Genomic DNA, 21,114 nt, shown 5'->3' on the forward strand with positions numbered 1-21,114 from the left:
CTTCCTTCAGCCTGCAGCTTCTTCAGCGGCGATGCGCCGTTCGAGCACGCGCCGCGCGCGCCCGGCACCAGCGTCGCCCGGCAGCAGCACCGGCTTGAGCGACCAGAAATCAACGTCGCCGATCATCTGCTGCTGACCTTCGACGACCGGAAGATCCTCGGTCATGAACGGCTCGCGCACCGCCTCAGTCTGCATCCGCGCGATCTCGTCGGCCATCGCGCCGCCCGAGCTTCGCGGACAGCACATGCCGTAGAAATAATGCGTCGTCCGCTCGGTCTCCGGCGTGAAGAAATGCACGCTGGGCGCCTCCCGCCCCTCCTCGCGCGGCCGCCCGGTCGGGGTCGCGCCGCTATAGAGCTCGATCAGCGCCGGCGCCTGCCACCGGCAGTCGAGCCAGCGGTCGGCCGGCGTGCCGGGTTCGAGCCCGAAAATTTCCTCGAGGAACGACGGCAACGTGTCGTCAGTGATGAAGCGCTTGGACCAGACGATGTCGCCCTCCTGCGCCGACTCGGTCTTGCCGCGGCGCACGGCCTCAGTCGAGAAAAGCGGGTGCAGGAACTCGATATGGCTCAAGTCCATGATATTGTCGGATTCCAGCTCGTAATGCGCCTTGGCCTTGAGGTAGCCGTGTCCGACCGCATAGTCGGCGGGCTCAAGGATCGGGAATTGCGGAAGCACTTCGCGGTTCGCCCGATCGGGATCGCCCATCCAGATCCACACCACGCCATAGCGCTCGACCGTTGCGTAGGCCGGCACCGTCGCCGCGCGCGGAATAGCGCCATTGCCCTGTGGGTTGAACACGCACTGCCCGTCCGCGCCAAAGCGCAGCCCGTGATATCTGCATTCCACCGCATCGCCAACCTGCTTGCCAAGATGCAGCGGCGCGAAGCGGTGCGGGCAACGGTTGCCAATCGCCTTTACCGCGCCCGTCCCGTCGCGGAAGAACAGGATGTGCTGCTCCAGCAACGTCCGGTGAAACAGCTCCCCAGGCTGAATCTCCTCAGCCCAGGCTGCCATATACCAGATGTTCTTCAACGCCCGCATCGTCAGCTCTCCATGGTTGCTCAAAACCCGATGTTGGCCTTGTTCACCAGCTTGTCCGCCCCTAACCGATCACGCCTCCGCAGCCGCCAGCGTCCGTGCGATCCGGTCTTCTTCGAGCACGGGAAAGCGCCGTGCCTTGCTCGCCACCACCTTGTTCTCGATCGCGCCGATCTTCTCAATCTCGCAGCGCACGACGTCGCCGACCTTGAGATGCTGCTGCGGGATCATTGCATGGCCTACGCCCTCGGGCGTCCCAGTAAGGATCAAGTCGCCCGGCTCCAGTGCGAACGCCGTCGAGACATATTCGATCTGTTCCCAGATGCTGTAGATCAGCTGCTCGGAGTTGGCTCGCTGACGCAGCTCGCCATTGACGTAGGTGCGCAGCTCCAGCTTGTGCGGATCACCGATCTCGTCCGGAGTGACGATCCACGGGCCGATCGGGCCGTGAGTTTCGAACGACTTGCCCACCGTCCAAGTCGAAGCGTGCAACTGCCAGTCGCGCGCCGACACGTCATTGCCTACGAAATAGCCGAACACATGCGCCGGCGCCTCCTCCGTCGAGACATAGCGCGCGGTTTGCCCGATCGCGACACCCAGCTCGACTTCATAGTCGAGCTGCCGAGTCACACCAGGATCGATATCGTCGAACGGGCCCGAAATGCTGCTGGTCGCCTTGTTGAACCAGACCTGGAATTTTGGCGGAATCACACCGAGCCGGACGCCTTCTTCGGCATGCTTGCGATAGTTCATGCCGATCGCGAGGAAATTCCGCGGCCGTTCCATCGGGGCTAGCAGCCTTGCGCTTTCGAGCGAGACCGTCGGCCGCGCAGAAGCGAGTTTGTCGGCGAGGCGCTCGAGCGCCTCGGGGCCCGCTGCCGCGAGCTGGCGCATTTCCTGAAATTCGGGAAGCAGATCGCGAATCCGGACGATTCCGTCGCCCGAAAGAACGCCGATCACCGGCTGGCCGTCCGATTCAAAACGCACGAGCTTCATGTCCATCCTCTCCCAGAGCGTCAACGGCACCGCTCGCTCCAGTCAGGCTGGCGAGAGATCCCTGTTTCGCCCGGCGTCTTATCAGCAAGCGGACGATGCTGAGGCGATCAGAAAGTCCGGATGGCGATACCTGAACTGAACGGACTGCGGCTGTGACAAAAGTCCTTCGTCCCGCCCCGGTCGCACCGGCCAGCGACCACGTCAGGAGCCCTGAAGTCCCAGCATATAGTTGTTCGCCGACTTCCGGATGAGGTCGCTAAGTTTTTCGGCGAGCGGCGTCAGCGGCAGGCCGTTGCGCTGGACGATACAGATCGGGTCAGAGGGAAATGGCGACATAGCCTCAAGCGGCTGGCAAAAGCCGGCGATCGGCATCAGGTCGAACATCTGCTCGGGGAGGAAGGTCAGCAGATCGGTATTGGCGACCGTCATGATCATGATCAGCATCGACGGCGACTCTACCGACACCTCCGGCACCGGAAGCCCGCGCTGACGGAACATCGCCTCGAGGTCGCTCTCCGCGATCCGGTCGTTGAGCGGCGGCCGCACCCATTTCGCGCCGACCAGCTCCTCGAGGTTGCGCGCGCCCCCCAGCGGATGGCCCGGCCGGGCGGCGACGCGCCGGTTGTGCGGCATCAGGATATCGACCGCGAAACGTTGTGAGAGATGCTCCTTCTGAATCGAGCCGACCCAGAAATCCATCAGCCCCTCCGCCAGCTTCTGCTCGACCGGCTTGAACAGCGTCTGCGTGATCTTGGTGACCGCCTTGGGATAGCGCTTGCTGAACGTGGCGATCGTCGATGGCAGCAGCGACATGGCGGTCAGCGGCGACAATCCGACCGACACCTCCCCGACATGCTCGCCGCTCCATTGCACCACTTCCTCCTTGGCGCGCCGGACCTCGGCCTGGACCCCCTCGATCCGGCGCACGAAGCGCTCGCCGACGGGCGTGAGCGACACGCCCTTCGAATGGCGCTCGAGCAACGCCTGGCCGAGCTCGTTCTCGAGCTCGCGAATGCTGCGCGTGATGACTGGCTGCGCGATGTTGAGCTGGCGGCTGGCCGCGCGGAGGCTGCCGGTCTGAACGACCGCGAGCAGATCGCGGAAATGGGTGAGTTTCATTACCTCTCCGATCTTTATCGTTTCAGGTATCGATACTGGTAATGCGCTTCCAAGGCCAGTTTACGTGGCCGGCGCTGCGGTTGCGGGTATCGCCCCCGCCGTCTTGTCATCTGACCGCCGCCTGCCCGTCGGACTAGCGATGCCGGGATCATGCCGCAGCGGGTTGCGGTGTGCAGGCGGCTCGGCGGCTCCGTTCACAAGCAGCATCGGCACCCATGCGTGCTAACGCATCCGTGACGAGGTGACCGCCGGCGACGGGGAGGATCATTTCGTGGAATCCATCGAGACGCAGACGTTTCAGGTCGTGGTCGCCGGCGCCGGCCCCGTCGGAATGGCGGTCGCGATCGAGCTGGGGTTGCGCGGTATCCGCACGCTGGTGATCGAGCCACGCGCCGCCGACGATTACGGCATCGCCAAAGTGAATCTCGTGAATGCGCGGTCGATGGAGCATTTCCGCCGCTGGGGGATCGCCGAGCGGCACCGCGCCAACGACCCGGTTCCGGCCGAGGTCAAGCGCGACCTGATCTTCGCGACGCGCGCGAACGGCAAGATCATCCTGAAGGCCGAAGGCGCCTATGAATGGCGCGAGCCGCTGCCGATCGCGTCGGAAGTGCCCGAATGGGCGCCGTTCCAGGCGATCGAGAAGACGCTTCGCGACCGGCTGAACGAGCTCGATCAGGTGACGCTGCTTCCGCACTCTGCGGTGACCGACTTTGTGCAGAGCGAAGACGACGTCACCGTAACCTATGAGGGATCCGGCGGCCCAAAACAGGTGAAGGCCGATTATTTCATCATCGCCAACGGACCGCAGTCCGAGCTTCGGCGGAAACTGAACCTGCGCCTCGAGGGCGAGACCTTGTTTTACAACACGTCCTGGTATTTCCGCGCGCCTGGGCTGGCCAAGCTGTTCGACAACACGCAGCTCTCGTCGATGACCTTCTTCCTCAACGAGGACGCCTATGGGGACATTCTTGTGCCGCAGAGCGAGGACGAGCATTGGGGCTATTACGTGTCGCCAATTCCGGAAGGCGTAGACGCGAATGACTGGGAGACGATCAAGCGGATGATGTTCCGCAGCGTTGGGCAGGAATTCGAAGTGAGCGAGCCGCGCGGCTGGATCTGGGGTAGCCACGCACGGCTCGCCAAGTCGTTCAACTTCGGCCGGGCCTTCCTGATCGGCGACGCCGCCCATCTGACGCCGCCCTTTGGCGGGTTCGGGATGAACATGGGAATCGGCGACGCCGCGGACATCGGCTGGAAGATCGCGGCAGTGCTCGACGGATGGGGCGGCCCGCGGCTGCTCGAAACCTATACGCTGGAACGCCGCGACGTGTGTGCGTTCATCATCGAGGGCTCGTCACACAACAACAAGCTGTGGGGCAAGGCACTGGTCCGTGCGCATATGGAGGAGGAATCCGAACGCGGCGAACAGGTCCGCGCAGACCTGCGCAAATTCATCATCGAGGAAAAGACCCAGCAATTCCGAAGCTTGGGCGCACAGCTCGGCTATCGCTACAAGGGGTCGCCGATCATCGTGGGCGACGGCACCGAGCCGCCGCCGATGACCTATGGCGACTATGTCCCCTCATCCGTGCCAGGATGCCGCGCGCCGCATGTCTGGCTCGCGCCCGGCGACTCGCTTTACGACCATCTCGGCACGGGCTTCTGCCTGCTCAAGCTCGACGCCGGAATCGACACCGCGCCACTCGAACAGGCGGCCGCGCAAGTCGGACTGCCGCTCACGGTGATTTCGCCGAGCCATGAAGATGTCAACGCCCGTTATGACCGCAAGCTGACGCTGATCCGACCCGATCATCATGTCGCCTGGCGTGGCGATGCGGTGCCGGAGGATTGCGACCAGTTGGTCGACATTGTCCGCGGTTCCGCGGGTTATCGTTGAACCTCAGGCCCGGCAGATGAAGGAATATACGCTCGACATCGGCGGCATCGGCTATGGCTGTGTCGAGGCCGGCAGCGGTCCACTGCTGCTATTGTGCCATGGCACGTTCGGTGGCAGGCAGTTGATGCTGCCACAGCTCGAATGGCTCAGCCGGTCGTTTCGTTGCGTCGCGTTCGACTGGCGCGGGCATGGCGGATCGGGCTATGATCCGGCCGGCTGGACCGCCGACGATCTGGTTGAGGACGTCGCCACGATCATCGCCGCGCTGGGCGAGCGCAGCGCAATCATTGCCGGTGTGTCGCAGGGCGGCGCGATAGGCATGCGCGTCGCGCTCAGATACCCCGAAAAGGTCGAAGCGCTGATCAACATGTGCGGCGGGCCGGGCGCACCGCCACCAGCCGCGATCGAACGGATATCCGGCTTCGCCAGGATCTTTGCCGAAGAACGCGACGAAGCCGTGCGCCGCGCAGCGGCGATCGAATTCGCCACCGGCTATTTTCATGCGCCCGACTTCATCGCGCATCAGCAGCAGCGTTTCGCGGAAGAGATCGACGTCATCCTGTCGCATCCGCGCGAAAGCGTCGGCCTTCTGCCCTGCGTGCCTGCGAGTTATGTCGACATCACGCCGCGGCTCGGCGAGATCGCCTGTCCGACGCTGATCGTCTGGGCATCGCACGAAGCGCGGCTGACGCTCGGCTCGGAACTCGCCGCCGCAATCCCGGAGGCCCGGCTCGTCATCATCCAGGATGCCGGTCATCATGTGAATGTCGACGCGCCCGAGGCGACTACAGCGGCGATCGAGACGTTCCTGCGCGCTGTCGGACAGGCGCGGACGGGATGATCGGCTCCGACAGCTTTGCCGGAAAGAGCTTCATCCTGACCGGCGGCGGCGGCGATATCGGGTCGGCGACAGTCCACCTGCTGCTCGGCGCGGGCGCGAATGTCGCCGTGCTCGACCGATCCGGCGATGCCCTCGCCCGTCTCAAGGCCGAAGCGGCCACGCCTGACCGGCTGTTCGTTGCCGCTTGCGACGTCGCGGCCGAACGCGATGTCGTCCGGTATTTCGCCGAAGCGCGGCACGCGCTTGGCGCCATCCACGGCATCGTCAACGCTGCCGGCATCGAAGGACGGCGCGGACCGATCGATCAATATCCGGTCGAGATGTTCGCCGCCGTCATGTCGGTGAACGTCACCGGCGTGTTCCTCGGCATCAAGCACGGCATCCCCTTGCTGCGGGACAGCGGCGGCGGCGCAATCGTCAATGCTTGCAGCACGGCGGGGATCAAGGGGGTCGAAGGCATGGCGCCCTATGTCGCCAGCAAGCATGCGGTGCTCGGCCTGACACGCAGTGCCAGCCTGGAATGGGGACGCCACGGCATTCGCGTAAACTGCGTCGCGCCGGGACCCGTGGAGGGCCGGATGCTCAAGGCGATCTACGCCGAACAGGCCGACGATCCCAACTGGCCCAGCCTGGAAAGCCGCAAGGCGCTCAATCCGTCCGGCCGCTTCGGCGATCCGCGCGAGATCGCCAACGTGATCGCGTTCCTGCTGTCCGATGCTTCGAGCTTCGTGAATGGCGCGTGCTTTTCCGCCGATGGCGGCGTCTCGGCGCTTTAGCCGCACTTGTCGGCGCTGTGAAAGAGCGGCTGTTTTGGGTATCGCCATCGTGGAGTTTTCATCTGACCGCGGCACCCTTCGCGCATAGTATCATCATCCGAACGGCTGGTCATTAGCCGAGGAGAGGAAGATGAGAATGTCATTTCATCGCGAAGCCGCCAGCATAGACTCTTAAATTCTCATCTTGGAAAACGTAAGCAAGTGGCTGAACACTTCGCGGAGGAGATGTGGCCGCGCGGATCGTGACGGTTAGTTGATAATAACAATAACTGTTGGGAGGGATATAATGAAAGAGAAGCTACTTACTACGGTTGCTTTGTCATCCATGATGGCAGCGACTGCAAACGCCCAGACGGCACCTGCCGCCCCGCAACAGCCTGCGGCGGCAACGACCGAGGCGCAAGGCGGCGACGATAGCGGTGTCACCGACATCGTCGTTACGGCGCAGCGGCGCTCCGAGCGGCTCCAGGACGTCCCCGTCGCCGTGATCGCGGCGACAGGCGAGCAGCTTGCCGCCGTGGGTATCCAGTCGTCGCAGGATCTTGCCCTCATCACCCCGGGCCTTACAGTTCCGCAGACCTCGGGGTACACCCAGCCGCGCATCCGCGGCGTTGGCACATCCTCGAACGGTCCGGGCGTCGAGAATCCGATCGCCACCTATATCGACGGCGTCTACATCTCGAGCGCGCCGAGCTCGCTGCTGACGCTGAACAATATCGACCGGATCGAGGTGCTGAAAGGGCCGCAAGGCACGCTGTTCGGCCGCAACGCGACCGGCGGACTGATCCAGATCGTGACGCGCGATCCCGGCCAGACCCGGTCGGCCCAGGTCAACCTCACCTATGGCAGCTATCAGACGATCATCGCCGACGCCTATGTCACCGGCGGTCTCACCGAGACGCTGTCGGCCGACATCGCGGTGCGCTACGAGCATCAGGCCGAAGGCTTTGGGCGCAACCTGTTCAATGGCGAGGAAGTCGGCAAGCTCGACCATGATTTCGCCGGCCGGATCAAGCTGCTGTTCGAGCCGAGCGAACGCACCCAGGTCCGGATCGCGCTCGACTATGCCGATCGCGAGAGCGACCGCGACATCCAGCATCTCGGCCGGCAATATCCCAGCCCGCTCGATCCGACCGGGTTCTTCCCGCAGGGCGGCATTTACGACGTCAACCAGGACTATCAGTTCCGCAACAAGCTGAAGGCAGGCGGCGCATCCCTCCAGATCAATCAAGAGCTGGGCGGGGTGACGCTGCAGAGCATCACCGCTTATCGCAAGTCGGAATTCCAGTTCAACCTCGACCTCGATCTGCTGCCGATCAACGGCGTGATCGCCGCCAGTCTCGCCAAGTTCACCCAGTTCAGCCAGGAACTCCAGCTGTCCTCGAACGGCACCGGTCCGCTGAAATGGGTCGCGGGCCTCTATTACTTCAATTCGAAGGATGGTTGGCAGCCGATCACCATCGGCTTCGGACCAGGTGCGTCGCCGGTGCCGGGCGTACCGGCGTCGCTGACCACGCGCAACTTCCAGAAGACCGACGCAGCCGCGATCTATGCGCAGGCATCCTATGAGATCTTCACCGATACAAACCTGACGCTGGGCGGTCGCTACAATTACGAGCGCAAGACCGTATCGGGCAGCGAGACCTTCGCGGTCGGCGGTGTGCCCGTCGCGACGACCCCCTTCCCGCTTCCGGGTGCGGGCGTGCCGACCGAGATCGACTTCAAGCGTTTCAACTACCGCATATCGCTCGACCACAAGTTCGCGCCCGATATCCTGGGCTATGTGTCGTACAATACCGGCTTCAAGAGCGGCGGCTTCGTGCTCGCCGCATCGAACGCCCAGCCATACAAGCCAGAGGACATCAAGGCCGCCGAAGTCGGACTGAAGACGCAGTTCTTCGACCGCCATCTGCGGTTCAACGTCGCGGGCTTCTTTTACGACTACAAGAACATCCAGGTGCAGCGCTTCGATGCCGGCAGCCAGCTGATCTACAATGGCGCGAGGGCCGAGATGTATGGTGTCGATCTCGACGCCGAGGTCGTGATCACGCGCGGCCTGTCGCTCAACGGCGGTTTCTCGTACATCCATGGCGAGTTCAAATCCTTCCCGCTCGCCGATCACATCATTCCCGTGCCGGGCTGCACGCCGCCGCCGGGCGGGATCTGTCCCTATGAGGCGGCCGGCAATAAGCTGCCGCAGACACCGACGACCAGCTTCAACCTGGGCGGCAGCTACGAGATCGAGACCGAGTTCGGCTCGATCGCGCTCAACGCGACCTATTATCGCAGCGGAAAGTATTTCGGGGCGGCGGACAATGTCGCGTTCCAGCCAGCCTATGACTTGATCAACGCGTCGATCAGCTGGACCGACCCGAACGGCAAGCTGTCGGTCAAGCTGTGGGGCAAGAATCTCGGCGACACCGCCTACACCACGTCGCTGATCGAGGGCTTCACCGGACTCGACGTGTCGCAAGGCTATCCGCGGACCTGGGGCGTGACCGCCGGCTTCAAATTCTAGGACGGACGCCGTCCTACCACTGCGGGCCGCGGCGGTAGGACGGTCCTTTCAGACCACATCCACCTTCAGGACCAGCTTCGAAAGCCCGCGCAGCGTGTTGTGCAACTCGCGCCGCGCCTCGACCAGGTGAAAGCGTGCGACACGCCGCACCAGGATGTTGAGGACGGTCGCGATCTCCAGCTTGGCCAGATGCATGCCGGCGCAAAGGTGCATGCCATAGCCGAACGCGACATGGTCGCGAGCATCGCGCGTGATGTCGAACCGGTCGGGTTCGGGATAGCGGCGCTCGTCGCGGTTGGCGCTGGCATAGACGATCAGCGCGCGGTCGCCCTTGCGCAGCGTCACGCCCCCCATCTCATGATCGCGCGTCAGCAGCCGGGCAAAAGCGCGGATCGGAGATTCGATGCGCAGCGCCTCGTCAATCGCCCGGTTCGCCAGCTCCGGCTTCTCGCGCAGCAGATCCCATTGATCGGGATGGTTGGCGAACAGCCACAGCGCGCTGCTCAGCCCGTTGATCGTCGTGTCGAGCGCCGGGCCGGTATAGTCCATCAACATCGTCCGCGCCTCGTCCTGCGAGATCTCGCCAGCGTCGGCGGCGCGAAACAGCCCCGCGGCCCAGCCATCGGGATCGAGTTCTTCGCGCTTGAGGCCGTGGAGATAGGTGAACGCCTCAACTGCGATCGCGATGCCCGAATCGGTGCGCGCATTGCCGGCCGGACCGAGCGCGTCGAACAGGCCCGCCGCCCAGCCCAGCATGTTCCGTTTGCCCTGCTCGGTCAGCCCGAGCAATTCGGTGACGACCGTGAGCGGAAGATAATGGGCAAGCTGCGTCACCGCGTCGAACTCGCCCTGTTCGATCAGTTCGCCGACCCGCGCTTCGGCCAGCGCGGAAAGCCGGTCCTTCAGCCGGGCGAGCGCGCCCGGGAGCAGCGGCCGGTTGAACACCCGCCGCAGCCGCTGGTGATCGGGATCGTCGGAGAAGATCATAACGCCTTCGCTGTTCCTGTTCGCTTCGGCGTTCATCGCGATCCCCGCGGTCGAGGTGAAAACCTCGGCGTTGAGCAAGGCGTCGCGGGCGGGCTTGTGATGTACGATCGCCCAGCTGTCATAGCGGCTGAGCCAGACCACCGGGCCGATATCGCGCAGCGTCCGGTAATGCGGATAGGGGTCGGCGATGACCTCGTCCGACCAGAAGTCGAGGTCCGATGCAGGCACCTTGGCTTCCATTCTTGCGGCACCGGTCATCTCGCTGTCCTCCCTTGAATTGGCGATCGCTTCCGCCCGCGGCAGGCCAGGCTGGGCCGGGCCGATCGCGGGCGAAGGACTTTGGTCGCGCCGCGCAAGCCGCTGCGGCGGAGCGGCGTTGGTCAGGCGGCGAACTGGCCCGCGCGCACGACGCGATTTCGCAATATGCCGATGTTCTGCACTTCGAGCTCCACGACATCGCCCGGCGACAGCGAACGCCCCAGCTCGAACCCGCATCCGCCCAGCACCGTGCCGGAGCCGAGCACCTCGCCGGGAAGGATCGTCTTCTCGCGGCTGAACTGCGCGATCGCATCCTCGAACCGGTGGTACATCGATCCGGTGTTGCCGCGCGTCCACTGCTCGCCATTGATCGTGGCGGTCATCACCAGATCATAGGGGTCGCCGATCTCGTCCGGCGTGACGATGCATGGCCCCAGCCCCCAGCTTCCGGGAAAGTCCTTGCCCTCGCCCGGACCGTTCATCGTGTACATCAGCGGCATCTGCACGTCTCGCGCCGACCAGTCGTTCAGGATGGTGTAGCCGAAGATATGATCGGCAGCGCGCTCGCGGCCGACGTCGTGCGCCGGGCGGCCGATGACGCAGGCCCATTCCAGCTCGAAATCGATATAGTCCGAATAGCTCGGCCAGACGATGTCCACGCCGGTGCCGCTGACCGACGTATGGTCGGCATTGTAATAGACACACTGCTTCTTGAAGGTCGGGTTGAGCGAATATTTTCCTGACGCCATCAGCCGTTCATAGGCGGCGTCGGAATCGTTCTCCTCCGCGGCCGCCCGGCGCGCCATCTGCATGAGCACCACATCCATATGCTCGAGCATCAGGCTGCAATCGCGCAGCCGCGTCGGCCTCGGCAACGGCGCGAGCAGGCTGACCTCGGTCTGGCTACGCATGGCCTTGCGATCGGCCTCCGCCACGAGCGCGCGGGCCGCGTCCCACGCGTCCGGGCCGGCTTCGATCAGCGCCACCATCGACGCGAACGCCGGCGCCGAACCGCTCGCCGCCGCCGCGAGATCGAGTACGCCGTCTCCAACCAGCGCGCCGAGCCGGTGCTGGTTCCGATCGGCAAAGGTTACGAGCTTCATGAAATCTCCATCGAAAATGCCCGCGCGGTTCGATTACTTCTGGAACGGCGGCGCCATCGCCCTGGCGATGTCGGCGCGCCACCGGCCGATCGGCTTGAAGCCGGGACTGGCCTCGCACAGCGCGCGGGTCTCCTCGACGATGTCTTCGTCGGATCGGGTCAAGTCCAGCGGGACGTAGAAGGGCTGGCTGGCATACCAATCGGTGTCGACATAGAATTCGATGTAATTGTCCTCCGGATCGTGCGCGTAGAGGCTCCACGCATTGCCGTGGCTGGCCGATGTGAGCCGCGTCGCACCGCCTTGCTCGAGCCGTCCTTTCATGTCGCGCAGGTCGGCGAGCGAGCCCATCTTGAACGAGATCTGTTGAATCACCGGTCCGAAATCGGGGTTGATCGTGTTCGCCGGAAGGTCGGCCGGACGTCCGGTGGTCAGCACGATCTGGTGATGCTCTTCCGGGTCACGCGACAGGAACGCCACCCGCATCTCGCCGAAGACGCCGCTGTCGGTGATAGTGAACCCCAGCACATCGACATAAAAACGCGTCATCACGTCGATCTCGGAAACCACGAGACCGATATGCGCGAACTTGAGATTAGGTGCCGGCTTCGGCGCTGCTCGCGACGTCATCGCTCTCCCCTTCCGGCTTGTACGATCATTCGGCCCCGACCCCTATGACAGTCCGCGGCCACCGTCAGATGACAACTCTCATGGGCCGATACCTGAAAGCGGAGCGCCCATTCCGACCGCCACCGGCGAGCTTCGCGCCATATCGGGTATCGCCCCTCGAATTTTCTGATCGTGCGTCCATGGCCTGCGCCACCTATGCTGCCGGCATAAACGATATGTGGGGAGAGATCATGGCTGGCGGCGGTTTCGAGCCTTGCGGGGCACAGGTGTGATGGTCATCGAAAACGCGATCATCACCATCGACCCAGAGAACGCCGAGGCGTTCGAAGGCGCGGTGGCGAAGGCCACCCCGATCTTTCGCGCGGCACCAGGCTGTCGCGGGCTCGCCCTGCACCGTATCGTCGGCGACGGCTCCCAGTACCGGCTGCTCGTCCAATGGGACACGGTCGAGCATCATGTTCCTATGTTCTGGGAATCGGCCGGTTTCGCTGAATGGCAGACGCTTACGGCTCATTATTTCACCGCCACGCCCTTGCTCGAATATAACGAACCCGTCGAAACCTATTTCTAATCGCCCGCGCGCGACGCCGGCACGAAGGCCATGCGCCGGACTTACGTCCTTCCACGGCGCTGAGCGAAGCGCGAGCGTGCCGACTGAACGCGGCGACGGAGGTGATCGATGGCGATAATTGAACCCGAAGCCGCGCTCTTTCCCGACCTGCCGGTGATCGACAGCCAGCATCATCTGGTCGATCGTGTCAGCGATGCGATCGCGCCCGTACTGGGGCTGCGGCGCTTCCTGATCGACGACTATGTCGAATACCTCGGCACTGGGCACAATGTGGTCGCGTCCATCGCGGTCGAGGGGCGCGCCATGTATCGCGCGGCCGGACCCCGGGAATTGCGCCCGGTGGGCGAGACCGAATTTCTCAATGGTCAGGCGGCGATGGCCGCCAGCGGGCTTTACGGCCCGTGCCAGGTCGGCGCCGGCATCGTCGGCCATGTCGATTTTCGAGTCGGCAAGCGAGTCCGCGAGGTGCTCGACCAGCATGTCGCCGCGGCGCCGCAGCGCTTCAGGGGCGCTCGCCAGTCGGCGCTGTGGGATGCCGATCCTTCGATCCTCGGCGACATCTTCGACGGCGGCGAAGGGCTTTACCGCCAGCTGGCCTTCATCGAGGGCTTCCGGCACTTCGCGCCGCTTGGCTTCACCTTCGACGCCTTCGTCCTCGCCCCGCAGCTTGCGGACGTGATCGACCTTGCGCACCGCTTCCCCGACACGCAGATCGTGCTCGACCATGTCGGCCAGCCGATCGGGGTCGGCGCACATGCTGGGCGGATGGGCGAGGAATATCTGCAATGGCGGCGCGACATGGTGGCGCTGGCGGCGTGCGAGAATGTCGCCGTCAAGCTGGGCGGACTTGGTTCCTTTCTCGGTGGCGCCGAGACCTTTCGGGCCGATCTGCCCGCGACGTCGGAACGGCTGGCAAGCGACTGGCGGCCCTATGTCGAGGTCGCGATCGAGCTGTTCGGCGCGCACCGCTGCATGTTCGAGAGCAACCGGCCCACCGACGATACCGCGCCGTTCGGCACGATCTGCAACGCCTTCAAGCGCATCACGGCCGGCTGCTCGGACGACGAGCGGCGCGACATCTTCGCGGGAACCGCCAAGCGCATCTACCAGCTGGAAATTCAGGAGCTTCCGCCGCGATGAAGTATAAACAGCTGGGCTCGACCGGCCTGTTCGTGTCCGAGATCTGCCTTGGCGCGATGACCTTCGGCGGCGATCCCGATGCCCCGAACTTTCGCGGCATGGGTCATCTCGATCAGGATCAGGTCGACGCGATCGTCGGCCGCGCGCTCGCCGCTGGCGTCAATTTCATCGACACCGCGGATACCTATTTCATGGGGCAATCGGAGCGGATGGTCGGGCAGGCGCTGCGCAATCTCGGCGTGGCGCGCAAGGACGTGGTGATCGCCACCAAGACCTCGGGCATCGTCGGCCCCGGTCCGAACGACCGCGGCGCGTCACGTGGGCATATCATGGATGCGGTGAGGACCAGCCTCGAGCGGCTGCAGACAGATCACATCGACCTCTACCAGATCCATCAGACCGACCTGGTCACCCCGCTCGACGAGACGCTGCGTGCGCTGGACGACCTGCGCGGCCAGGGGCTGATCCGCTATTTCGGCGTGTCCAACTGGCATGCGTGGCGGATCGCCAAGTCGCTCGGCCTGAGCGAGGCGCGGCACGTCGGCCGCGTCGAGACGGTGCAGGCCTATTATTCGATCGCGGGCCGTGACGTCGAACGCGAGCTGGTGCCGCTCATCGAAGCGGAACGGCTTGGCCTGATGGTCTGGTCGCCGCTGGCAGGCGGACTCCTGTCGGGCAAATTCGGCCCAGGCGCCGAAACGCCGGCGGACTCGCGCCGTGCGTCGTTCGATTTTCCGCCGGTCGATACCGAACGCGCCTGGCCGATCGTCGCGGCGATGCGCGAGATCGGCGATGCGCATGGCGTCTCCGTCGCGCGCGTCGCGCTGTCCTGGCTGCTGGCCAAGCCGCATGTGATGTCCGTGATTGTCGGGGCGAAGAACACCGATCAGCTCGACGACAACCTCGCCGCGATCACCCTGAACCTTTCGCCCGGCGAGATCGCCCGGCTCGACGAGGTTAGCGCGCCTGTGGCGGAATATCCCGGCTGGATGCTCACATTTCTGGGCGACAACCGCGTGCCCAAGCCATTCGTGACAAGCACCTGAAGGCACGCCGTTCCAGGTATCGCAATCCGGGAAATCTCATCTGACGCATGCGCAGGCAGATCGTAACGCCTGCTCGAGACTGACGCCGGGCCCGACCGGCGCATTTTTGGAGAGGCACGGACCGCACATGGCGAACAAGGTCTATCCGAACGCGGTCACCGCCGTCGCCGATCAGCTGCGCGACGGCATGACGATCCTGTCCGGCGGGTTCGGCCTGTGCGGTATCCCCGATGCGCTGATCGAGGCGATCCGAGCATCGGGCGTGCGCAACCTCACCATCGTCACGAACAATCCGGGCATCGACGGCATCGGCATCGGCCGGCTCGTCGAGACGCGCCAAGTCGCCAAGCTGATCGCATCCTATGCCGGTGAGAACGCGACCTTCGCCCGCCAGTATCTCGCCGGCGAGGTCGAGATGGAATATAATCCGCAAGGGACGCTGGCCGAGCGGATCCGGGCGGGCGGCGCCGGCATCCCGGCTTTCTACACGCCCACCGGCGTCGGCACCGATATCGCGAGAGGCAAGGAGACCCGCGAGTTCAACGGGCGTCCATGCCTGCTGGAACACGGCATCTTCGGCGACCTCGCGCTGGTGCATGCGTGGAAGGGAGATACCGAGGGCAATTTGCTTTACCGGCTGACGGCGCGAAACTTCAATCCGGTGATGGCCACCGCCGCGAAGGTCACGATCGCCGAAGTCGAGCAACTCGTGCAGCCAGGCGCGATCGACGCCGATCACATCATGACACCCGGCATTTTCGTGAAGCGCATCGTTGAGCTGCCGCGGGTCGAAAAGCACATCGAAAAGCTCACCGTCCGGCAGCGCGCCTGAAAGGAACTCCCATGCCCTGGAACCGCGAACAAATTGCTGCCCGCGCCGCGCGCGAGCTTCAGGACGGCTTCTACGTCAATCTGGGCATCGGCATCCCGACGCTCGTCGCGAACCTGATTCCCGAAGGCATGTCGATCCAGCTCCATTCGGAAAACGGCATGCTGGGCATGGGACCGTTTCCGTTCGAGGGTGAGCAGGATCCCGATCTGATCAACGCCGGCAAGGAAACCATCACGCAGATTCCGACGACGTCGTTCTTCGACAGCGTCGCGAGTTTCGGCATGGTCCGCGGCGGTCATATCGACATCTCAATCCTGGGCGGGCTGCAGGTTTCGGAAACCGGCGATCTCGCCAACTGGACGATCCCGGGCAAGATGGTGAAGGGAATGGGCGGCGCGATGGACCTGGTCGCCGGCGTGCCGCGCATCGTCGTCGTGATGGAACATTGCGCCAAGGGCGAGTCCCGGCTGGTGAAGCAATGCACCTTGCCGTTGACCGGCAAAAGCGTGGTCGATCTGGTGATCACCGACCTCGCCGTCTTCGAGGTGCGCAAGGGCGAAGCCCCGGCGCTGCGGCTGATCGAGCTGGCACCCGATGTCGATGTCGCAGAGGTCCGCGCGAACACGGCCGCCGACTTCGTCGAATCCCTCAACTGACCGCAAGGAGCGCAACGTGGAACCTGTTATTGTCGGTTGGGGGCATACCCGTTTCGGCCGTTTCGATCAGTTCGACCTCGAAGACCTGATCCATGCCGCCGTCACCGAGGCGCTTGCTTCTGCAGGGATCGAGGGCAAGGACGTCGACGCGGTCTGGCTCGGCAATTTCAATTCGGGCTTGATCCCCGACAGCTTCTGCTCGTCGATGGTGCTGAGCGCCGACCCCGGGCTGCGCTGGAAGCCGGCGGTGCGCGTCGAGAATGCGTGCGCGAGCGGATCGGCCGCTGTCTATGGCGCGATCGACGCGATCCGCAGCGGGCGCGTGCGGGTGGCGCTGGTCGTCGGCGCCGAGAAGATGACCAGCCTCGACACCGCCGGGGTGACGCGCGCGCTGGGCGGCGCGAGCTATCAGAAGAACGAGGCCGATGTCAGCTTTCCGGACGTGTTCGCGCGCTACGCCCAGGCCTATGCCGCCGCCTATGGCGATCCGACCGAAGCGATGGCGCATATCGCGGTGAAGAACCACCAGAACGCGCTGCGCAATCCGCTGGCCCAGATGCATCGGCCGCTCGAACTGGTCTATTGTCTCACGCCCTCCGAGAAGAACCCGGTGATCTCCGCGCCGCTCAAGGTCACCGACTGCTCGCTGATCTCGGATGGAGCCGCCGCGCTGGTCATGGTCGCCGACGATATGCTGTCCGATTTTCCGAAGGCGGTGGGCTTCCGCGCCTTTCAGCACGTCAACGACTATCTGCCGATGGCGGCAAAGGATCCGATCGAGTTTGAAGGCCCGCGCCGCGCGATCCGTCAGGCCTATGGCCAGGCCGGAGTCACGGTCGACGACCTTAGCTTAGCGGAGGTGCATGACTGTTTCACGATCGCCGAGCTGATGATGGTCGAGGCACTCGGCGTGGCGGATCCGGGGCATGGCCGCGCCGCGGTGATCGAAGGCGCAACGTCGCGCGACGGCACGCTGCCGATGAACCTTTCGGGGGGGCTCAAGGCCAAGGGGCATGCCGTGGGCGCGACCGGCGTGTCGATGCACGTCATGGCAGCGCGCCAGCTGTTGGACGAGGCGGGCGAGATGCAGCTACCCGGCGCATCGCTGGCGATTACGGTGAACATGGGCGGTGACGCGGTCTCGACCTACGCCTCGATTCTCGAGCCGGTCAAACGCTGACAGGCGACCGGCGCGAGCTGCGACAGTTGGACAGTGACGCGACGGAATGATGTCGCCCCGGGAAAATGAGCATGGCCACGACGATCAACTGCATCGAGGATCTGCGCCTGATCGCCCGGCGCCGCGTACCGCGGATGTTCTACGACTATGCCGATTCGGGCTCGTGGACGGAAAGCACCTAGCGCGCGAACAGTCGCGACTTCGATGCGATCAAGCTCCGCCAGCGCATCGCGGTCGATATGTGCGACCGCAGCCTGGCCACCAGCCTGGCCGGCCACCCCGTGACAATGCGGGTGGCGCTCGCGCCGGTCGGGGTGCTCGGGATGCAGCATGCCGATGGTGAGATTCTAGCCGCTCGGGCAGCGAACAAGGCCGGCGTGCCGTTCACCTTGTCGACCATGAGCATCTGCTCGATCGAGGATGTCGCAGCTCACACCAAGCGGCCGTTATGGTTCCAACTTTATTCATGCGCGATCGTGCGTTCGTCGATCGACTGATCGATCGCGCCAAGGCCGCAGGCTGTTCGGCGCTGGTGCTGGAATAGGCTGTGCACGAGGCGGCGCGCGTTTGGGAACATCGTTGGCCATGTCGACGGCGTCGCCGACATGCGCTCGCTCGCATCCTGGATGGCAGCGCAATTCGACCCGCGGTTAAGCTGCGACGATGTGAAACGCACCCAGGATCGCCGGGGCCGGCCCGCGATTCTCAAGGGCCTCATGGATGCCGAAGACGCCGACCGCGCAGCGAGCAGCGGCGTGGCGGCGATCATCGTGTCCAATCACGGCGGACGGCAGCTGGACGGTGCGCCGTCGTCGATTTCCGCCCTCCCCGGCATCGCCCCCGCAGTCGGCGGCAAGGTCGACGTGCTGATGGATGGCGGTATCACCTCGGTCCAGGACGTCATTCAGACGCTGGCGCTCCGCGCGCGCGGCGTGCTGCTCGGCCGGTCCTTCGTCTATGGCCTCGGCGCGCTCGGCGAGGCGGGCGTGACGCGCGCGCTGGAGATCATCCGGCGTGAGCTCCAAATCACAATGGCGCTGTGCGGCGTGCGCGACGTCAAGGATGTCGGGCGCGGCATCCTCGCCGCCTGATGATCACAACGACAATATCAACGGTGGTCAGCTGAGGTATCTCCCGCTGCATTTTCGGATCGCGTCATCCTGCGGCTTTTCCTGAATAGTGGGCCCGATGACGGAACAACCCATAACGCAATCTCCCTCCACAGCATTGTTTGCGATCGTAGGAGCGAGTGCGGCGGTGTTCGCGGCCAACCTTTATTACGCTCAGCCCCTCCTCACCACGATCGCGGCCGAGCTGGGCTTAGCGCCCGAATTTGCCGGCAGCATCGTCAGCGCCAGCCAGCTGGGATATGGCGTGGGCTTGTTCCTGCTCGTGCCATTGTCCGACATGCTGGAGAACAAGCGCCTCGTCCTGGTCTGCGGCGGACTGGCGCTGGTCGGCATCCTTGGCTTAGCAACGGCCCGCTCGGCCCCAGCGTTCCTCTGCTGCGCCGCGTTCACCGGCATTTTTTCCAGCGGCGCGCAGATCCTGATTCCCTATCTATCGCACCTGGTTCCACCGGCCCGCCGCGGCCGCATCATCAGCAGCGTGATGGCCGGCATCCTGACCTCGGTCATGCTGGCACGGCCATTCGCGCTGTTCGTCGCGGCGGCCTTTGGCTGGCGAACGGTCTACTGGCTCTCGGCGACCGCCACCGTGTTGCTGGGCATCGGGCTGTGGCGGATGATGCCGCAGCGCAAGCCGCGCGGGCGAATACCGTATCGGCGAACGCTTTCGACGATGTTCGTACTGTTCGCGTTCGAGACGCAAGTCCGACGGCGCGCCATCTATCAAGCAGTGCTGTTCGGAACTTTCACGATGTTTTGGGCCGTGATCCCGATCCTGCTCGCCGACCATTTCGGCTACAGCAAGGCCGCGATCGGATTGTTCGCGCTGGTCGGCGTCGGCGGCGCGCTGGCCGCTCCCATGGCGGGCAGGATCGCGGATCGGGGATCGACCCGGCTGGGCATGATGTCCGCAAGCCTCTTGGTCGCCATCGCCTTCCTGGTCTCGATATGGTCGATCCAGTTCGCGCTGCCCATCGCGCTGGTGATCACCTCCCTGCTCATCGACGGCTCGATTCAGGTGTCGCAGGTGCTGAGCCGTATCGTCGTCCTCAACGTCGCGCCCGATATCCGGGGTCGGATCAACGCGCTGTACATGACAATCACGTTCCTTTCCGGCGCGCTGGGCTCGATGGCGGGCGTGTCGATCTATTTCAGCTGGGGATGGTCGGCCGTCGCGACATTGGGAATCACCGCCGGGGTAAGCGTCTTCCTGGCCGTGCTGGTAGAGGGGCGGATCGTGAAGACTGACCTGCGGGGAGGCTGAATGCAGTCGGAGGAAGCGCAGATACCGATCATAGATGCCCACCATCACTTCTGGGGAGACGGTCATTCGGGCGCGCGCGCCTTCGGCCGGTTCCTGCCGCAGGACTTCGCGGCCAAGATCAAAGAGAGCGGACATCGTATCGTCGCGACGGTCTATAGCGACTGCGGTTGGGCCTTTCGGAAGGACGGGCCAGAGCCGCTGCGCTGCGTAGGAGAGACCGAATATGTCGAAGCTGTTGCGGACTCCAGCGACTCCGATTCCGTGCAGATCGGCGCGGCGATCGTCGGGCGGGCCGACCTGCTGCTCGGCGACGCGGTCACCCCTGTCCTGGCAGCGCATATCGAAGCCTCGCCGACGCGCTTTCGTGGCATTCGCGAACTGCTCGGCCATGATCCCGACGCATATCGGGCACTGAACATCCCCGCCGGCAAGTCGCGCGACCCGCGTTTTAGGGCCGGCTTCGCGCAACTCGCACGCTTCGATCTCAGTTGCGATGTGCTGTGCACGCATACGATGCTGACCGAGATCGTCGATCTTGCGCGCGCCTTCCCGGACACGCAGATCATTCTCAATCATCTGGCCGGGCCGATCGGCGTCGGCCGTTTTCACGGCAAGCGCGACGAGGTTTTTGCCGATTGGTGCGTCCAAATTGGCAAACTGGCTCAGTGCCATAATATATTTATGAAGTTGAGCGGCTTTGGCGCGGAGTTGATGGGCTTCGGGTGGACTGAACTCAGCGCCCGTCCAAGCCCCACAGTAATCGCTGATGCGATTCGACCTTACGTAGAAGTGTCAGTTCACGCATTTTCACCCGCCCGATGTATGGTTGGTAGCAACTTTCCCGTCGATTGCCGGTCGTTCGATTATGGAGACCTTTGGAGCGCAGTGAAATGCGTGATCTCACGCTACTCCGTCGATGAGCAACGTCAATTGCTCCACGGAACAGCGGCGGGCGTCTACCGCATCACGGCGTCAGCGTGATCGCAACAATGCCCATCAGAGCGGGCTGCCAAATCAACGCGACGGATCGGGTCGGCGCTACTGAGCGCCGCTGAAGGAGCCGAGATTTCGAGCCAAGCGGTCTGCCTGCGGCGCCGGCGGCGGACGAGATGTGGCGATAGACCTCACGCAC

The 21,114-nt window shown here is 64.2% G+C and carries 19 protein-coding genes and 1 pseudogene; 14 read left to right on the plus strand and 6 right to left on the minus strand.

All coding sequences use genetic code 11. The annotated features are described in order from the left end of the window. Positions 1–6 precede the first annotated feature (6 nt). From M9978_RS13155 to M9978_RS13165, 3 genes are all read right to left on the minus strand, one after another. Entirely contained in the window at positions 7–1,044 is a 1,038-nt protein-coding gene (locus tag M9978_RS13155; protein WP_254293918.1) for a Rieske 2Fe-2S domain-containing protein, read from the minus strand. A 69-nt stretch (positions 1,045–1,113) separates the two neighbouring features. Next, positions 1,114–2,037: a fumarylacetoacetate hydrolase family protein gene (locus tag M9978_RS13160; protein ID WP_254293920.1), complete on the minus strand. Its 924-nt coding sequence runs from the start codon at positions 2,035–2,037 to the stop codon at positions 1,114–1,116. Positions 2,038–2,238: 201 nt separating this feature from the next. Beyond that, on the minus strand, positions 2,239–3,156 hold the full coding sequence (locus tag M9978_RS13165) for a LysR substrate-binding domain-containing protein (RefSeq protein WP_254293922.1): 918 nt from the start codon (positions 3,154–3,156) through the stop codon (positions 2,239–2,241). 271 nt (positions 3,157–3,427) lie between these two features. Between M9978_RS13165 and M9978_RS13170 the strand changes: the two genes are divergently transcribed. The 4 genes from M9978_RS13170 (at position 3,428) to M9978_RS13185 (ending at position 9,191) form a co-directional block, all read left to right on the plus strand. Beyond that, positions 3,428–5,056: an FAD-dependent monooxygenase gene (locus M9978_RS13170; RefSeq protein WP_254293924.1), complete on the plus strand. Its 1,629-nt coding sequence runs from the start codon at positions 3,428–3,430 to the stop codon at positions 5,054–5,056. 16 nt (positions 5,057–5,072) lie between these two features. Next, on the plus strand, positions 5,073–5,897 hold the full coding sequence (locus M9978_RS13175; RefSeq protein WP_254293926.1) for an alpha/beta fold hydrolase: 825 nt from the start codon (positions 5,073–5,075) through the stop codon (positions 5,895–5,897). Further along, complete coding sequence (locus tag M9978_RS13180; protein WP_254293929.1) at positions 5,894–6,673, plus strand: SDR family NAD(P)-dependent oxidoreductase; 780 nt, start codon at positions 5,894–5,896, stop codon at positions 6,671–6,673. Before M9978_RS13175 ends, M9978_RS13180 begins: the two co-directional genes overlap by 4 nt. Positions 6,674–7,001: 328 nt before the next feature. Then, on the plus strand, positions 7,002–9,191 hold the full coding sequence (locus tag M9978_RS13185) for a TonB-dependent receptor (protein WP_254293931.1): 2,190 nt from the start codon (positions 7,002–7,004) through the stop codon (positions 9,189–9,191). Between the two features lie 48 nt (positions 9,192–9,239). Here the strand turns inward: M9978_RS13185 and M9978_RS13190 are convergent, their stop codons facing one another. From M9978_RS13190 to M9978_RS13200, 3 genes are all read right to left on the minus strand, one after another. After that, on the minus strand, positions 9,240–10,436 hold the full coding sequence (locus M9978_RS13190; RefSeq protein ID WP_254293933.1) for a cytochrome P450: 1,197 nt from the start codon (positions 10,434–10,436) through the stop codon (positions 9,240–9,242). A gap of 122 nt (positions 10,437–10,558) precedes the next feature. Beyond that, positions 10,559–11,539, minus strand: coding sequence for a fumarylacetoacetate hydrolase family protein (locus M9978_RS13195; protein WP_254293934.1), 981 nt, complete (start codon positions 11,537–11,539; stop codon positions 10,559–10,561). Between the two features lie 33 nt (positions 11,540–11,572). After that, complete coding sequence (locus tag M9978_RS13200) at positions 11,573–12,166, minus strand: VOC family protein (protein ID WP_254293937.1); 594 nt, start codon at positions 12,164–12,166, stop codon at positions 11,573–11,575. Between the two features lie 271 nt (positions 12,167–12,437). Between M9978_RS13200 and M9978_RS13205 the strand changes: the two genes are divergently transcribed. The 10 genes and pseudogenes from M9978_RS13205 to M9978_RS13245 all read left to right on the plus strand — a co-directional run bounded on the left by M9978_RS13205 (position 12,438) and on the right by M9978_RS13245 (position 20,963). Further along, on the plus strand, positions 12,438–12,737 hold the full coding sequence (locus M9978_RS13205) for an antibiotic biosynthesis monooxygenase family protein (protein WP_254293938.1): 300 nt from the start codon (positions 12,438–12,440) through the stop codon (positions 12,735–12,737). 108 nt (positions 12,738–12,845) lie between these two features. Next, positions 12,846–13,877, plus strand: a complete 1,032-nt coding sequence (locus tag M9978_RS13210; RefSeq protein WP_254293940.1) for an amidohydrolase family protein — start codon at positions 12,846–12,848, stop codon at positions 13,875–13,877. Then, the gene (locus M9978_RS13215) at positions 13,874–14,923 is read left to right on the plus strand and encodes an aldo/keto reductase (protein WP_254293942.1); all 1,050 of its coding nucleotides are present in this window, start codon (positions 13,874–13,876) and stop codon (positions 14,921–14,923) included. Before M9978_RS13210 ends, M9978_RS13215 begins: the two co-directional genes overlap by 4 nt. 127 nt (positions 14,924–15,050) lie before the next feature. Continuing rightward, the gene (locus tag M9978_RS13220) at positions 15,051–15,755 is read left to right on the plus strand and encodes a CoA transferase subunit A (protein ID WP_254293944.1); all 705 of its coding nucleotides are present in this window, start codon (positions 15,051–15,053) and stop codon (positions 15,753–15,755) included. An 11-nt stretch (positions 15,756–15,766) separates the two neighbouring features. Continuing rightward, positions 15,767–16,411: a 3-oxoacid CoA-transferase subunit B gene (locus M9978_RS13225; protein ID WP_254293946.1), complete on the plus strand. Its 645-nt coding sequence runs from the start codon at positions 15,767–15,769 to the stop codon at positions 16,409–16,411. 16 nt (positions 16,412–16,427) lie between these two features. Further along, positions 16,428–17,591 carry a thiolase domain-containing protein gene (locus tag M9978_RS13230; protein WP_254293948.1) on the plus strand — a complete coding sequence of 388 codons (1,164 nt, stop codon included), beginning with the start codon at positions 16,428–16,430 and terminating at the stop codon, positions 17,589–17,591. Positions 17,592–17,785: 194 nt separating this feature from the next. Continuing rightward, positions 17,786–18,088: pseudogene (locus M9978_RS23160) on the plus strand (alpha-hydroxy acid oxidase); the annotation flags it as partial. A 48-nt stretch (positions 18,089–18,136) separates the two neighbouring features. Then, entirely contained in the window at positions 18,137–18,682 is a 546-nt protein-coding gene (locus tag M9978_RS23165; protein ID WP_436977193.1) for an alpha-hydroxy acid oxidase, read from the plus strand. Positions 18,683–18,848: 166 nt separating this feature from the next. After that, on the plus strand, positions 18,849–19,982 hold the full coding sequence (locus M9978_RS13240; protein WP_254293951.1) for an MFS transporter: 1,134 nt from the start codon (positions 18,849–18,851) through the stop codon (positions 19,980–19,982). After that, the gene (locus M9978_RS13245; protein WP_254293953.1) at positions 19,983–20,963 is read left to right on the plus strand and encodes an amidohydrolase family protein; all 981 of its coding nucleotides are present in this window, start codon (positions 19,983–19,985) and stop codon (positions 20,961–20,963) included. It begins immediately after the preceding gene. The last annotated feature ends 151 nt before the right edge of the window (positions 20,964–21,114 follow it).

Origin of the sequence: Sphingomonas tagetis, assembly GCF_024211275.1 — a bacterium.
GTDB classification, from domain to species: domain Bacteria; phylum Pseudomonadota; class Alphaproteobacteria; order Sphingomonadales; family Sphingomonadaceae; genus Sphingomonas; species Sphingomonas tagetis.